Origin of the sequence: Hyalangium ruber (genome assembly GCF_034259325.1) — a bacterium.
GTDB classification, from domain to species: Bacteria; Myxococcota; Myxococcia; order Myxococcales; family Myxococcaceae; genus Hyalangium_A; species Hyalangium_A rubrum.
This window is the reverse complement of record NZ_JAXIVS010000001.1, coordinates 540,608-556,064: the sequence shown is the minus strand read 5'-3', so window position 1 is coordinate 556,064 and position 15,457 is coordinate 540,608. Positions and strand designations below refer to the sequence as shown.

The following is a 15,457-nucleotide window of genomic DNA, read 5'->3' as shown; positions in this document are numbered from 1 at the left end:
CGCCCGCGGTTCCTCAGCGCCGGGGCAGCGCCAGCCGGATGCGGAAGAGGTAGTCCACCGCCACCGGCTGGCCCTGGTAGATGATGGGCTTGTAGACGCGGGACTGGAGGGCCGTGATGACCGCTTGCTCCATGTGCGGCAGCGGCTGGACGACGCGGCAGTTCTGCACGCGGCCTTCCTTGGTGATGGTGCATTTCACCATCATCGTGCCCTGCACCCGCGCGTCGAGCGCCTCACGGGTATAGGTGATCTCCCGGCTCCCCGAGACCTGCTCCGGACGGCTCATGCCCTCGCCGTAGGGCAGGGGCTGGTTCGACGCCGCGGCGAGCACCTTACCCCCCGTCGCGGGCGCCGCGATGCTCCCCGTCTCCGGAGCCTTGGCCGGCTGCGGGGCCGGGGCGTTGGCGGGGGCCGCCGGAGCGATGGGCTCGGCGGGGGAGAGCGAGGTGGGCATCACCGCGGCCGGCTCCAGGTCCGCCGTCCCTCCGGCGAACTCCACCTTCGAGCCACCTCCACCGCCGCCACCACCCCCACCCCCGCCGCGCCGCCTCTGGAGCTTCTGCGAGAGCACCACGTCCCCCGAGCCGCCGGTGATGACGGTCTCGGTCACGTAGCCCTCGAGCGCGAAGGTGATCTCGGCGGTGACGGTGCCGTCCTGCCCTGGGGGAATCTCCAGGACGAACGGCGTCGTGCCGCGCTCCTTGCCCTTGTAGTAGACGCGCGCGCCGGTCGGCTCGCTCATGATCCTCAGGCGGACCATCTGCGGCGCGGCCGGAGCGGGTTGCGGCTCGGGCGTGGCGGGCTTCTCGGGCGGCGGGGCGACCACCGCCGTCGTCGCGGGCGCCACGGGCTTCTCGGGCGGCGGAGCGGTGGGGCGCAGGAAGAGGAACGCCGCCGCCAGGCCGACGATCACCGAGCCGCTACCGAGCCCCACGGCCAGCAGCCGACGCCGGCGCGCCTTGGCCACCGCCTCGGGTACCTCCACGCTGATGTCCAGCGCGAGGGTGGAGGCGTTGGTGTCCTGAGGCGCCGTGTTGGCGAACAGGGGCGAGGGGTGAGGGCCCGTGGTTGCGCCTCCAGCAGGGCGCTTGAACACGCCGCTGTGGCCGCCGGCGGCCATGTTGGCCCCGCGCATCGCCTCCAGCAATTCGTCCATCGACTGGAAGCGGCGCGCGGGCTCCTTCTCCAGGCAGCGCATCACCACCGCTTCGATCTCCGCGGGCACCGGCAGGTACGGCCGCAGCGAGTTGAAGGGCGGGGGTGGCTCCTTGCAGTGGGAGAAGATGAGCTCGAGGTGGTCTCGCGCGATGAACGGCGGGCGCCCCTGCAGCATCTGGTAGAGCACCACGCCCAGCGAGTAGATGTCGCTGCGGGGGTCGGCCACGTTGCGCGCCTGCTCGGGCGCCATGTACTGCGGCGAACCCAGGAAGGTGCCGCTCTGGGTGATCTCCGGGCTGAGCTGCCCCTCGCCCTCGGTCACCGGCGCGATGGACTTCACCAGGCCGAAGTCGAGCACCTTCACCAGATCCTGATCGGACTCGTTGAGCAGGATGATGTTGGCCGGCTTCAGGTCGCGGTGGACGATGCCCAGGCTGTGCGCCTCGCGCAGCGAGCGACAGACCTGTTGCGCGATGTTGATGACCCGGCTCCAGGGCAGTGGCCCCGTCTGGGCGAGCACCTGCGCGAGGGTCCTACCCTCCAGGTACTCCATCGCGATGTAGAAGATGTTGTCCTCGGTCTGCCCATAGTCGATGACCGTCACCGTGTTGGGGTGGCGGAGCTTGGACGTGAGCGAGGCCTCGCGCAGGAAGCGCTGTTGGAAGCCCGGATCCTTCGTGCTGGAGTAGCTCGGGTTGAGGACCTTGAGGGCCACCACGCGATCCAGCGGCGCCTGCATGGCGCGGTACACCTTGCCCATGCCGCCCACACCGATAGGCTCGGTGATGCTGAAGCGGCCATTGAGCGTCCGGCCGATGAGTGGGTCCACTCCAGGGGTTCCCGGCGCTCCGGGGGTCGGGGAGTCACTCTTGATCATTCATGCCCCCTGCCTGCAAACGACATTACGCCTCCATCCACGGTGGCCCAGCGCTCGTATCAAACCACAATCCCCCGTCCTCATGCGATGAGGGCAAGGGCCCACCGTAGCAGGTCGGACCTGTACCCCCAGGCCAGGCAAGGAAGCATCCTGGCGCTGAAGCCCGCATTGACGGTCCTCCGTCCGACAGATTACGTTCTGCACCTGCCCGAGCGTGTGCGCCGGGTGGATCTCCCCGATGGCCGAAATTCCAACAAACCCGGCGGAAGCCCAGGCGCGGCGCGCATCAGTCCAGCAACGGCTGATCAGCCTGGAGAATGAACTGACACGGTTGCGGCGTGAGCTCGCCACCATGTCGGTCGAGCAGCGCCTACCGGGCCTCTTTCTCACCCTCGAGGTGGCGGACACTCACGTGTTGCTGCCCTCCGAAGTGGTGCAGGAAGTGGTCCGACTGGTCGAACTGCAACCCCTGGTGGGCGCTCCCCCACATCTGGCGGGCGTCTTCACCTATCGCGGCGTGACAGCCGTCGTACTGGACCTGGCGGCCCTGCTGGGGGCGCGCCGTGATCCAGGGCTGGATGCGCACCTCGTGGTCTGCAACGGCACCCGTACGGTGGCGCTGCTGGTGGACCACGTGCGTGACATCGTCGAGGCACCGCTGCTGGTCGATGGTGGGACCGAGGCGGAAGCCCGCTCTCCATGGGACACCACGGGCTTGATGGCGGGCCTGTGCCGCACGCAAGAGGGCAGTCTGCGCCCCTTGCTGCGCACCTCCGCCCTGCTCGCGATCCCGGAGGGGACGTGAGCGAGGTGGAGCGAGTCGAAGAACTCGATGAAGCCACGCTCAGCAAGGTCGAGAGCGTGCTGCGCGAGGCGAGTGGGCTGACGCTGGCAACCAGCGTTCGCCGCTCGCTGAGCACGGCACTGCTGCGCGCCGCCGATGCGCGCAAGATGGATGCACAGGCGTTCCTCAAGCAGCTCCTGGCCAAGGAGCCGTCGGTGGTCGCCTCCTTCGTGGAGTACGCCGTCATCGGCGAGACGTACTTCTTCCGCCACCCCGAGCACCTGCACGAGCTGGCCCGCGAGGCCTGCCTGCACAGCGGCCCCTTCCGCGTCTGGAGCGCTGGCTGCGCGACGGGCGAGGAGCCCTACAGCATCTCGATGACGCTGATCGCGGCGGGGCTGTCACTCGACAACATCAAGGTGACGGCCACCGACATCTCCTCCCGGGCGCTGCAGCGGGCGCGCGCCGCCTCCTACAACTCCTGGTCCGTGCGGCGCATCGAGCCGGCCATGGAGCGGCGCTTCCTGTCCGTCCAGGGCGAGGTGGTGACGGTCAGCCCCCAGGCCTGCAAGCCGGTGGAATTCCAGCAGCACAACCTGATGATGGACTCGGCTCCGGTGTCCGAGCAGGACGCCGTCTTCTGCCGCAACGTTCTCATCTACTTCCCTCAAGAGGTGGTGCGCCTGGTGCTGGTGAAGCTCCTGGGCGCCCTCAAGCCCGGCGGGCTGCTCTTCCTGTCCCCCGCGGAGGTGCCCCTCACCAACAACATGGGCCTCGAGGTCATCGAGGTGCAGGGCACGCCCATACTCCGCCTGCCGCGCCACAAGCCCTCCGACGGCGACCGGTCCGGTTCGCGGCGTCCCAAGCTGGATCAGGTGCGCCGGCTGATGTCGTACGCCCCGAAGATGACGCCGCCGCCGGTGCCGCAGCCCGTGGCACCGCCGCCCATGGCGCCGCCGGCCTCGCCGCTGGCGGCCTTCGCCAAGCTCGCCACGCCTCCCACCTCCGGCTCCTCCCTGCCGCCGGTGAGCGCCACGGTGTCCACGCCGCGCTCGGGTTCCGGGCCCATCACTGGCCCTATCTCCAAGCCCATCACCGGCCCCGTTTCCAAGCCCATCACCGGCCCCGTCTCCAAGCCCATCACCGGCCCCATCCCCGCGTCCGTGACCGCGCTGTCGTCCGCCCAGGCAGCCGTGGTGGCACCGCCTCCGGGCTCGCCTGCCCCTCCGCCGGCCGCGCTCACGCCGGATGATGCGCTGCGTCAGGCTCTCGCCGCCGCTCGGGAAGGCAAGTACGATCACGCCGAACTGATGGCGAAGGAGGCCGCGCGCAAGCTCGTTCCAGAGGCCTACCTGTTGTTGGCGATGGTGGCCGAGGCGCGCGGAGACTTGAACGGGGCAGTGGATGCGGTGCGAAAGGCACTGTATCTGGATCCGCAGATGGCGCTGGGCCACGCTACGCTGATGACGCTCTATACGCGGCTGAATCGGCGAGAGGATGCGGATCGGGCGCGGCAGAATGCGCTTCGGGCGTTGGACGGGTTGGATGATGACCACCCCTTGAGGGGAGTCGAGACGGTGACGGCGGGCGGTTTGCGGCAGGCCCTCGCGGCCAGGGGCCGGTCTGGATGGCAGGGGGCGTCGTAAGGCGCATGCCCGCGAGAGTTGGGAGGTAACGTGGAAGTCCAAGGCATCAAGCTGTCCGTACCGGGGCAGGAAGCGGTGGGACGGCTCAGCCTGCGCACCAAGATCCTCTTCATCACGGGCCTGACCGGCGCCCTGGTGGCGGCCATCTTGAGCGTGGTGTTCTCCATCCAGATGCGTGGGGCGCTGCGCAGCGAGCTGGCCACGCGCGCCAAGGTGGTGAGCCTCCAGCTGGCGACCAATCTGGCGGCCGCGACGGTCGGCAACGAGAAGGCCAGCCTGCAGCACGCGGTCGACGCCACGCGGCGCACCATGCCCGAGGTGGCGTACGTCGTGGTGCGCGACCGCAATGACGTGGTGCTGGCGCAGGCGGCCGACGAGGAGTTCGCCAAGGCGGACCCCGTGGCCGCGCCGCCGAAGGACGGCACCGAGAGCCGGGACGTGCGCATCGGCCACCTGCAGGCGCTGGAGAACTCCGAGCCCATCTTCTTCGCTTGGCGCGGGGGCGTCGATCCGGTCGACCCCCAGAAGACGGTGCCCGCGGGCGAGCCGGTCCGGGTGGGCACGGTGCAGGTGGGCATCAAGCTCGACTCGCTCACCTCGGCCGTCCGAAGCGTGGCGTGGCAGGCGCTGGGCCTGTCCCTGCTGGTGCTCGCGGTGTGCCTGGCCGCCGCGTTCCAGGTGTCCCGGCTGTTGACGGTGCCGCTGGAGCGGCTGGCGCATGCGGCGGCGGGCATCGCCGCGGGAGACCTTCGCCAGCAGATCGACGCGCGGGGCAGTGACGAGATCAGCGAGTTGGCGCGCAGCTTCGCCAAGATGGCGGCCACGGTGACGCACCTGCTGACGGACCTGCGCAGCGCCGCGGCGGACATCGAGCGCGAGGCGACCAGCGCGCTGACCACCTCCACCCAGCAGTCGGCCATGGCGCACGAGCAGGCCTCCGCCATCAACGAGACGAGCACCACGGTGGCCGAGATCGCCCAGACGTCGAAGCAGGCGACCACCTACGCCGACTCGGTGATCAGCGGCACCCAGCGCTCCGAGGCCCTGTCCACCGAAGGCCAGAAGGTGGTGTCCGAGAGCGTGGCCGGCATGGAGAAGCTCGGCGAGCAGGTGCGAGCCATCGCGGTGGCCATCGCCGAGCTCAACGAGCGCGCCCTGCAGATCAGCGACATCATCACCACGGTGCGCGACGTGGCCGAGCAGTCCAACCTGCTGGCCCTCAACGCCGCCATCGAGGCGGCCAAGGCGGGGGACCACGGCCGCGGCTTCGCGGTGGTGGCCATGGAGATGCGCGCCCTGGCCGAGCAGTCCAAGGTGGCCGCCAACCAGGTGCGCGCCCTGCTGGGCGAGGTGCAGAAGGGCACCAAGGCGGCCGTGGCCGCCACGGACGAGGGCAGCCGCCGTGCCTCGGCGGCCATGGCGCTGGCGCAGAGCGCTGGCTCCGCCATCCTCGGGCTGGCGGAGGTCATCCGCGAGTCCTCGGCCGCCGCGCGGCAGATTGCGGGCAACACCCGGCAGCAGACGATTGGTGTTGAGCAGATCGCCACCGCAATGAGCGAGCTATCCTCGGCGATGACGGATACCGTCAGCGGCACCCGCCAGATTGAACAGGTCGCGGGCAATCTCACGAATCTATCGAAGCGTTTCTCGGAGCTCGTAGGTAGGTATCAGCTATGAACTTGGCCGGATCGCGCAGCCCGATGAAGGTGTTGATCGTCGAGGACACGAAGACGATCACCAACCTGCTGCAGGTGTACTTGATGGGCTGGGGGCTTCAATTCTTCGACGCGGGCAACGGCGTCCAGGGGTTGGCGAAGGCCCGTGAACTCAAGCCGGATCTCATCATCTCCGACGTGCAGATGCCGGAGATGGACGGCTTCGCGTTGTGCGCGGCGGTGAGGGGCGACCCCTCGCTGCACAGCACGCCCTTCCTGCTGCTGACCTCGCTCAAGGATGAGGCGAGCCGGCAGCGGGGACGGATGGTGGGCGCCAGCGCGTTCCTCAACAAGCCCGTCTCGGTGGACGAGCTGCGCGAGCGGGTGCGCGAGCTGCTGAAGCTGCCCGCCAAGAGCCCGACGGGGCGCTGAGCACGCCAGATGTCCGGTACCGAAGAGAAGGTGGAGATCGACTACTCCGGGCTCATGCGCCGCCTCGACGAGGCGAAGGCGCTGATTGAAGACGCCCAGGTGACTCCGGAGAAGCGCAAGGCCGTGCTGTCCGCACGTGCCCAGGCGCTCGCGGGCTCGCGTGAGGAGGTGCGCCCCGCGGTACTCACGGTGCTCGCCTTCCACGTGGGCGGCGAGCGCTATGCGGTCCCCATCGAGCAGGTGGACCACGTGCTGGAGTCGCGTGGCCTCTGCGGGCTGCCGGGCGCGCCGCGGCATGTGCTGGGTGCGCTCGTCTCCCGGTCTCGGGTGGTGCCGGTGCTGGACCTCCGCCAGCTGCTGGGGCTGGAGGGCGGCGGCATGTCCGACCTGAGCAAGGTGGTGGTGGTGGACGTGGCGGGAGAGGCCTTCGGCATCGCGGCGGAGATGGTGGATGGGCGCCAGGAGCTGTTGCGCTCCTCGCTCTCGCAGCCGCCGCCGGGCCCCTTCCAGTTTCTCACGCCGGACCGGTTGACGGTGCTCGACGTGGTGCAGCTCGGCATCCCCGCCGCCGAGAGGAGAGGGTAGGCACGGCGCATGGATCCGCAGGTGCTCCGCAGCATCTGGCCGATCTTCTCCGCGGAGACGCGTGAGCAGATCCAGGCCATCGGTTCGAAGTTGATGGGGTTGGAGGAGGATCCGACCGGACGCGATCCGGATCTGCTCCCTTCGCTCAAGCGGCTGGTACACAGCCTGAAGGGCTCCGCGGCGAGTCTGGGCCTCTCGGAGATCGAAGAGATCGTCCACGCCATCGAGGATGGGCTGGCGCGCTTCCGCAGCGAGGACCAGCTGCCGCGCCAGGTGGTAGGGGCGACCCTCACCGGGCTGGACGCCATCGAGAGAGCGCTGACGCGCGGGGACGCGGGCGAGGAGCCCGGAATCGAGGACCTGGCGAAGCTGGTGACGGCGCTGCGCTGGGGCGAGACGGCCCAGGCCGCGCCTCGCGCTGGGGCCGAGCGCTTCCGAAAGGAGGCGCTGGAGGCCCTGGACAAGCTGGAGGCCTCGCTGATCCGCCTCGTCTCTCCGAACGTGGAGGACCGGGCCGGCACGGTGCGCGCGGCGGTGGCGCTGGCGCGCTCGCTGAAGACCGGGGCCGAGTCCGCGAAGGAGGCCCGCGTCGTTCCGCTCGCGGAGCTGACGGCGGTGGGCTTCGCGAAGATGGAGGAGCCGGGGGACGTGGCGAGCATCGCCGCCTCGGACCTGTCCGCCATCCTCGTCGACATGCGGCTCATGCTCGCCGCCGCCGAGCCCGAGGCTCCCGCGGCGCCCCCGGAGCCCAAGGCGCACGCCGAGCCGCCTCCGTCTCCGGTGAAGCAGGCCGCCAAGGCGCTGAAGGCGACTTCCGAGGCGGGTTCGGCCTCGAATTCGGCCTCGAGCGCTTCCAAGGGCGCGGACAAGGGCGTGGACCACGCCATCCGCGTCTCGGTGAAGACGCTGGAGTCGCTAGGGCTCCAGGTGGAGCACCTCATCGCGGGGCGCTCGCAGCAGGCGCGCCGCACCGAGTCCCTGAGGGATCTGCTCGAGAATACCCACGACGCGATCGTGAACCTGGAGCGCTCCTCGTCCCAGCTGTCGCTGGCGGGAGGCAGCCCCGCGCTGGAGTCCCTGCGCACCGGAGTGACGGGCCTGCGCGGCATGCAGAAGAAGCTGGTGGAACTCCTGAAGGACTCCACCCGCGAGGGCGAGCAGCTCAACCTAGTAGCCCAGGTGGTGCGCGACGACCTGCGTGACCTGCGCATGGTGCCCTCCAGCCAGGTGCTCGAGCCGCTGCGGCGCACCGTGCGCGAGGTGAGCTCGCGCCTGGACAAGCAAGTGGAGCTCTACGTCACCGGCGGTGATGTGCGGCTGGACCGGCGCATCCTGGACGCCCTGAAGGATCCGCTGCTGCACCTGGTGCGCAATGCCATCGACCATGGCATCGAGTCGCCAGAGGCGCGTCGCGAGGCGGGCAAGTCCGAGGTGGGCCGGCTCTGGGTCCGCGTGGAGGCCCGTGGCACGCGCATCGCCGTGGTGGTGGAGGATGACGGTAGCGGTCTGTCTCCCGCCAAGGTGCGCGCCACCGCCATCAAGCGCGGCCTGCTGACGGCCGAGTCCGCCGCCAAGCTCACCGACGCCCAGGCGGCGCGGCTCATCTTCCAGCCCGGCTTCTCCACCCGTGACGAGGTGACGGCTACCTCTGGACGCGGCGTGGGCCTGGACGTGGTGCTGGCCACGGCGCAGCGCCTCCAGGGCGCGGTCGATATCGGCTACACGGAAGGGCAGGGCACGCGCTTCACCATCGACCTGCCGCTCACGCTCGCCTCCGCGCTGGGGCTGCTGGTTCGCGTGGGCACCACGGTGGTCGCCATCGCCTCCGACGTCGTCGAGCGCGTGTTCCGGCTGGCGCCAGAGGATGTGGGCACGGTGGCCGGGCGTGTCGTGGCGCGCGTGGATGGCGAGCAGCTCACCTTCCTCTCGCTCTCGGAGGCCATTGGCCTGCCCCGGCTGCCGCTGGCGCTGGAGAACGGGCGGATGCAGCCGGTGATGCTGCTGGCGCTCGGCACCGAGCGCGTGGTGTACGCCATCGACGAGGTGACGGGTCAGCAGGAGATCGTCGTCCGCTCGCTCGGCCAGCACCTGCGCGCCGTGTCGCATCTGGCGGGCGCCGCCGTGCTGGATGACGGTCGCCTGGTGCCCGTGCTCAACGCGCCGGAGCTGCTGCGCGCCGCCTCGCCCAGCACGCGCGGGATTGGCACGGGCAGCGAGGTGCGCCGCCCGCGCATCCTCGTGTGCGACGACGCGCTCACCACCCGCTTCGCGATGAAGTCGCTGCTGGAGATCGCCGGCTACCCGGTGGTCACCGCCGCCGACGGCGAGGAGGCCTGGAGCGTGCTGGAGCGGACGCCCTGCCAGCTCGTGGTCAGCGACTGGCAGATGCCGCGGCTGGACGGCGTGGGGCTGGCGCGACGCATCAAGTCCCACCCGACGCTGCAGCGCACGCCCATCATCCTCGTCACCTCGCTCGACAGCCCCGAGGAGCGGGCCGAGGGCCTCGAGGCCGGCGCGGACGGCTACATCGTCAAGCGCGAGGTGGAGCGCGGCAAGCTGCTCGAGCTCGTCCGGCAGCTCCTGCCCTCGCGCTGAGCCGAGGCGCTCGGAGTCAGAGCGCCTCCACCCGCACCGTGTTGTCGTCCGGCTTGCGGTCGATGAGCTTGTAGAGCGGATCCAGCCCGGCCTTGAAGGGCTGCTGGTCCACCACCACGGTGAAGCTCACGTCCTGGGCCTGCACGCGGTGCCGCTCCAGGTAGAGCGGCTTGCCGTCCTTGTCGAGCACGCCCACGTCCACCCAGTCGTCGAGCGAGAGGTCCTTCTCCTCGCCCAGGCCATTGGCCTCCACCTTGCGCGCCTTGGCCGTGAGCTTCACCTCGAACTTGCCGTCCGGCCGCGCGGTGGAGGTGGCCGTGACGGCTCGGTTCTCGTAGAGGGTGATGCGCTCGAAGAGATCCTCGATGAGGTAGCGCAGGTGCTCGGGCGTCACCGCGCGCAGCTCGGCGATCAGCTCGGGCGAGTGGGTGAAGGGCGGCTGCTGGTACGCCGTCTTCTTGAGGAAGGCCGCGAGCGCCTGGTTCACCTTGTCCTCGCCGACGTAGTCCTGCAGCGCGTACATCACCAGGCTGCCCTTGTTGTAGTGGACGTACGCCTGGTTCTCGACGCGCGCCAGGGGCATCTCCTTGTTGCGCTCGATGGCACGGCTGCGCAGGTACCGGTCCAGCTCATGGCGGAGGAAGCGGCCCATGCGCTCGGCGCCGTACTTGCGCTTCATCACCATGAGGGCCGAGTACTGCGACAGCGTCTCCGACAGGAGCGTGGCGCCCTGCACGTTGCCACCGATGACCTGGTGCGCCCACCACTGGTGCGCCACCTCGTGCGCCGTGACGTAGTAGGGGTAGTCCACGTCCTCCGGATCGTCCGGGTCCACCCGCGCGATGAAGCCGATGCTCTCCGAGTAGGGGATGGTGTTGGGGAACGACTGGGCGAAGGTGGCGTAGCGGGGGAACTCGAGGATGCGCACCTGCCGGTGCTGGTATGGGCTGAAGGCCTGCGTGTAGTAGTCCAGCGAGGCCTTCACCGCGTCCACCATCCGCTCCACGTTGTACTCGTGGCCGGGGTGGTAATAGACCTCGATGGCCACGTCGTTCCACTTGTCGCGCCGCACCTGCCAGCGCGCGGAGAGGAACGAGTAGAAGTTCAGGATGGGGCGGTCCATCTTGTAGTGGAAGTAGCGCCGCCCCCCTTCGGTCCACTCCCGCTCCAGGTAGCCGGGCGCCAGCGCGATCTGATCAGGGCTGGTGCTCACCGTGGCCTCGAACGTCACCCAGTCCGAGTCCGAGGTGATGTACGTGTTCATCCGGGCGTTCAGGTCGTTCACGTCCGCCATGCGCTCCTTGTGGGGCAGGCCCATGCGCTTGCGGATGTCCTCATCGCTGAGCTCGGCGCCTTCCGAGTAGCCCAGGTGTGGCAGCAGGTTGCTGTTGAGGAAGCTGCCGTTCTCCACCACCTCGGTGTTCTGAGCGTCGTTCTTGAAGCCACGCGAGGTGTATTCGAGGTCGAAGTGCAGCTCCGCCTTCGCGCCCGGCGGTAGCGGCTCGGACAGGCGGTAGGTGGAGAGGCCGTGCTTCGCGTCCTGCTCGCTCGGCGCCTCCATGCCTGCCACCGAGAGTCGCTTCACGGTGAGCTCCTTGGTGGCGGGGAGCGCCACGTAGATGGCTTTCACCGGCTGGCCTGAGCGGTTCTCCAGGCCGTAGGTACCCTGGAAGTGGACGCGGGCCTCCTGGGGGTAGAGGTCCGTCTGTACCTTCACCGCGACGATGCGCGGCTGAGGCTCCTTTTCGAGGGCCTTGTACTTTCGCTCGTACTCGGCGAGCTCCTCCTGCTCCTCGCGCTCGGTGGTGAAGCGGTTGAGGCGGTTGGTGTTGTGGAAGATGTAGGTACCCACCAGGGCCAAGGCGAGCAGCGACAGCGCCAGTCCGAAGCGCACTGGGTGGGACAGGCGCGCCCGCACGCTCAGGAGCCGCGAGCGCCGGCCCTCCTCCGTACCGCGCACCCAGCCCAGGTGCGCCACCAGCGCGAGCACCACGGCTGTCAGCGCCCAGTACCCCTGGAACCAGTAGAACGGCCGGAGGAACGGCCCATAGCCGTTCATGTCCGAGTACGTATACGGAGGCGTGCCGCCGAACCGGTACAGGTTGTGCTCGAAGCCGAGCTGCGCGGCGAAGGTGCTCACCATCAGGTAGAGCACCATGACGAAGTGCCCCAGGTACTTGTGGTTGACCACCACGTGGATGAACACGGCGAGCACGCACAACAGCCACAGGTCCAGCAGCCGCATGCCGAACAGCTCTTGCAGATAGAGCCCCAGTTCGAACTGGGTGTAGCCCCGCGTGAGCTGGACGAGCATGCCGCAGGCGAGCACCACGAAGGTGAGCAGCACCTGCACGCCCATCAGCGCCAGCAGCTTGGTGACATAGGGCAGCCAGCCGGGAGTGGGCAGCGTGTCCATCAACCCGCTCATGTGCGCGTCGCGCTCCCGCCAGATGAGCTCGCCCGAGTAGAAGGTGATGATGATGACGTGGAAGAGGGAGAAGGTGCCGCCCACCAGCTCCAGCACCATGTACGTCACCGGCCAGGTGTTCGTGCCGTAGATGCTCCCCAGCGCGCGCGAGCTGATGAGGACGAAGAGCACGCCCGCGAGCACCATCACCACGAAGTAGACGTTCTTCACCGTCTCCTTCAGATCGAGCCACGCCAGTCGGGGCAGCAGCCCCAGGAAGGTGGTGGACCGGAAGTCCCGGGTGGCGGGTGGTGGCACGAGAACGGCCGTGGCGGTCTCGGCCTCGCGGGGCGTCTGCTCCTTCGCGCCCTTCAGATCCAGGGCATGGGTGCGCTGGAAGCGCAGGTAGGTGAAGGCGAGGGCGCCCATGCCGATGGCCAGCCACACGAGCCGGTTGACGAGGAACCAGCCCTCCAGGGGCAGGAGCTGCGTGTTCTTCTCGGCCACCGTCCAGTACTCGCTCGCGAAGCCTTGCGCGGACAGGCCGAAGGGATCCACCAGCGCGGCGATCCACTTGGTGTCCAGCTCGGCCAGCAGGTTGCTGCCGACGAGGTAGCCGATGAAGAGCACCACGCTGGCGACGTAGACGGGGAGGATGCGCCGGGTGAGCGTGGCCAGCGCGAAGAAGAGCGAGCCGGTGATGATCAGGTTGGGCAGCACGCTCAGCAGGTACGGCCGCAGGTAGGCGGCGGGCAGGGTGGGCCCCACCAGATGCTTCTGGAGCCAGGGCATGTGGCTGCCCACGAAGGCGCCCAGTCCCAGGCTGCTGAAGATGACGAGCAGGACGAGGAAGGCCCCCAGGAAGCGGCCGAAGAGATACTGGGCCTTGGAGATGGGCGTGGTGAAGAAGAGGGTATGGGTGCCCGCGGCGAAGTCCTGGTAGACGGCCTGCCCCATCATCGCGCCGGTGATGATGACGCCGGTGTAGCCCAGGAAGGCCATCATCATCCCGAGCGAGTGGGGCGAGTTGGCGAGCACCTTGCCGCCGCCTCCCGCGCTGAAGACGACGCCCTCCCAGGCGCCACCCGCCGCGTTCATCGTGATGAAGCCGAGCGCCAGGTAGACGCCGAAGTAGACCCAGGTGGACAGCATCCCCAGCCGGCGACGCAGCTCGAAGAGGGCGATGGCGAGCATGGCGTGCCTCCTCAGCCCTGGGCCTGGAGCGAGGGGGCCGGCGCGTCCCGCACGTGGCCCTTGATGGTGGCGAAGTAGGCGTCCTCGAGATCTGGCTCCACCGGCTCGAAGCCCGCGCCCGGCGCGCTCTCGCTGTAGACGTGGACGCGGGTGCGCCCCGTCACCAGCCGCGTGGAGATGATCTGATACTGGGATTGGAGCGTGGGCAGCTCCGCCTTCTCCACGAAGCGCCGCCAGATGCGGCCGGACAACTGGGAGATGACGGCCTGGGGCTCACCGGTGAGTAGCACCCGGCCCCCGTTCATCACCGCCATCTGCGCGCACAGCTCGTGGACATCCGAGACGATGTGCGTGGAGAGGATGACGATGACGTCGCGGCCGATCTCCGACAGCAGGTTGTGGAAGCGCACGCGCTCCTCGGGATCCAAGCCCGCGGTGGGTTCGTCCACGATGAGCAGGCGCGGGTTGCCCAGGAGCGCCTGGGCGATGCCGAAGCGCTGGCGCATGCCGCCCGAGAAGCTGCCCAGCGGCTTCTTGCGCGCGGCGTGGAGGTTGGTCTGCTGCAAGAGCGCCGCGACCACCTGCTTGCGCTCCTTCGCGTTCCGGATGCCCTTGAGGGTGGCCAGGTGCTCCAGCAGGTCCTCGGCGGCTACCTTCGGGTAGAGGCCGAAGTCCTGGGGCAGGTAGCCCAGCACCTGGCGGACCGCGTCCTTGTCCCGCAGCACGTTGATCTCGCCCAGGGTGGCGCTGCCGCTGTCGGCCTCCTGGAGCGTGGCCAGGGTGCGCATCAGCGTGGACTTGCCGGCGCCGTTGGGGCCCAGCAGCCCGAACATCCCCGGCTTCACGGTGAGCGTTACGTCCGCGAGCGCCTGCGTCCCGTTGGGATAGCGCTTGGACAGGTTCTGGATTCGCAGCTCCATGATGGGCCTCGGCAAAGCGGGGGCCACATCATTGGAACATCCGCGCGCGTGCGTCCACGCCCGTGTATCAGGTCATCGCCGCGGGCAGTTGCAGGGTCAGCTCGAGGCAAGGCGAGAGCCGTACCGCCAGTGTGCCGCCCAGCTTCTGAACCAGCCCGTCCAAGCGCTGCATCATCCTCGCCGGGAGCGGCTGATCCGAAGTCGTGCTCAGGCTCACTCTCCACATCTTCACGGTCTCCCGGGCCTCGATACCGAGGTCCACCTGAGGAGTCCCCGTGGCGGCCAGGCTTCGGGCTAGGGTCCGGGTCAGCAGGAGCAGCTCGGAGTGGAGTCCACGCACCGGCACGGCGGGTGGGGCGCCCTCGGAGCGCAGGGAGAGGTTCTGGGTGCGCGCGAGTCGCTCGAAGGCTCCGCGCAGCAGCGAGAGCAGATCCTCGGGCGCATCGCCGGCCGCGAGGCGCTGCGAGATGAGCGCGCTCATGTCCTGGGTCGCGCCGTGGATGCGCTCCAGGTAGCGCTCCATGGTGGGGGTGAGCTCGCCCGTCATCCCCTTGCGCATCATGTCCACGTAGCCCTTCATGACGAGCAGGGGCGTCCTGAGATCGTGCGAGGCCCGCGAGCGGTTGCGTTCCCGGTACGCCACGGCCTGCTCCAACTGCCGCAGCTCCCGAGACAGGTGTGCCTGTCGAGCCTGGGCCGCCGCTTCCCGTCTCTGGGTAGCCAACAGGGTGCTCGCGAGGCGGGCGAACTTCGCCAACGCTTCCCGCTCCTCCGGACTGCCGCGCTCCGGCACCACCACCAGGGCCGTCCGTTGATCCGGCGCGTGAATCACTTGGAGCGCGCGTGCCTTGGAGAGAGGGGGCGGCTTCAGCCCCGCCTGCGCCACCCGGTCCCGACCCTCATGGAGGGCGATGCCCAGCGCGCCCGTGAGCCGCAGCGCCTCCTGAAGGAGGGCGTCCATCCCCGCCCGCGCCCCCTTCTGAAGCGCTCGCTCGGCTACCGCCGCGAGTACCCCCTCCACCCCCGATGCCCCGGAAACTCCCTGGGCACGCCGCTCGCTCAACGCTCTGACACGCACGCGCCAAGGAATGGGCACGCACCGAGTGCGGCGCAACACTGCCTACCTGAGGTACCGCGCGACATCAGCCAGGGAACGGAACTTCTCATGAGGTCCGCGCGCTACAGCACTTTTTACCGGCCCTCT

The 15,457-nt window shown here is 69.1% G+C and carries 10 protein-coding genes; 6 read left to right on the top strand and 4 right to left on the bottom strand.

The window, feature by feature from the left end:
• Positions 1-13 precede the first annotated feature (13 nt).
• Positions 14-2,035, bottom strand: coding sequence for a TonB family protein (locus SYV04_RS02285; protein WP_321543905.1), 2,022 nt, complete (start codon positions 2,033-2,035; stop codon positions 14-16).
• Positions 2,036-2,273: 238 nt separating this feature from the next.
• Between SYV04_RS02285 and SYV04_RS02280 the strand changes: the two genes are divergently transcribed.
• Genes SYV04_RS02280 through SYV04_RS02255 form a run of 6 tightly spaced genes read left to right on the top strand, consistent with a single transcriptional unit; the run spans position 2,274 to position 9,732 of the window.
• On the top strand, positions 2,274-2,840 hold the full coding sequence (locus SYV04_RS02280; protein WP_321543904.1) for a chemotaxis protein CheW: 567 nt from the start codon (positions 2,274-2,276) through the stop codon (positions 2,838-2,840).
• Complete coding sequence (locus SYV04_RS02275; protein ID WP_321543903.1) at positions 2,837-4,465, top strand: CheR family methyltransferase; 1,629 nt, start codon at positions 2,837-2,839, stop codon at positions 4,463-4,465. Before SYV04_RS02280 ends, SYV04_RS02275 begins: the two co-directional genes overlap by 4 nt.
• A gap of 30 nt (positions 4,466-4,495) precedes the next feature.
• Positions 4,496-6,142: a methyl-accepting chemotaxis protein gene (locus SYV04_RS02270; RefSeq protein WP_321543902.1), complete on the top strand. Its 1,647-nt coding sequence runs from the start codon at positions 4,496-4,498 to the stop codon at positions 6,140-6,142.
• On the top strand, positions 6,139-6,552 hold the full coding sequence (locus SYV04_RS02265; protein ID WP_321543901.1) for a response regulator: 414 nt from the start codon (positions 6,139-6,141) through the stop codon (positions 6,550-6,552). The genes SYV04_RS02270 and SYV04_RS02265 overlap by 4 nt, the downstream gene beginning before the upstream one ends.
• A 9-nt stretch (positions 6,553-6,561) precedes the next feature.
• Positions 6,562-7,137 carry a chemotaxis protein CheW gene (locus tag SYV04_RS02260; RefSeq protein WP_321543900.1) on the top strand — a complete coding sequence of 192 codons (576 nt, stop codon included), beginning with the start codon at positions 6,562-6,564 and terminating at the stop codon, positions 7,135-7,137.
• Between the two features lie 9 nt (positions 7,138-7,146).
• Positions 7,147-9,732, top strand: a complete 2,586-nt coding sequence (locus SYV04_RS02255) for a hybrid sensor histidine kinase/response regulator (RefSeq protein ID WP_321543899.1) — start codon at positions 7,147-7,149, stop codon at positions 9,730-9,732.
• A gap of 16 nt (positions 9,733-9,748) precedes the next feature.
• On the opposite strand, the gene SYV04_RS02250 is transcribed toward SYV04_RS02255, so the two are convergent.
• From SYV04_RS02250 to SYV04_RS02240, 3 genes are all read right to left on the bottom strand, one after another.
• Positions 9,749-13,333 (bottom strand): M1 family aminopeptidase, encoded by a 3,585-nt coding sequence (locus SYV04_RS02250; RefSeq protein WP_321543898.1) that lies wholly within the window; start codon positions 13,331-13,333, stop codon positions 9,749-9,751.
• An 11-nt stretch (positions 13,334-13,344) separates the two neighbouring features.
• Positions 13,345-14,253 (bottom strand): ABC transporter ATP-binding protein, encoded by a 909-nt coding sequence (locus tag SYV04_RS02245; protein WP_321543897.1) that lies wholly within the window; start codon positions 14,251-14,253, stop codon positions 13,345-13,347.
• Between the two features lie 67 nt (positions 14,254-14,320).
• Positions 14,321-15,214: a sensor histidine kinase gene (locus SYV04_RS02240; RefSeq protein WP_321543896.1), complete on the bottom strand. Its 894-nt coding sequence runs from the start codon at positions 15,212-15,214 to the stop codon at positions 14,321-14,323.
• Positions 15,215-15,457: the final 243 nt, after the last annotated feature.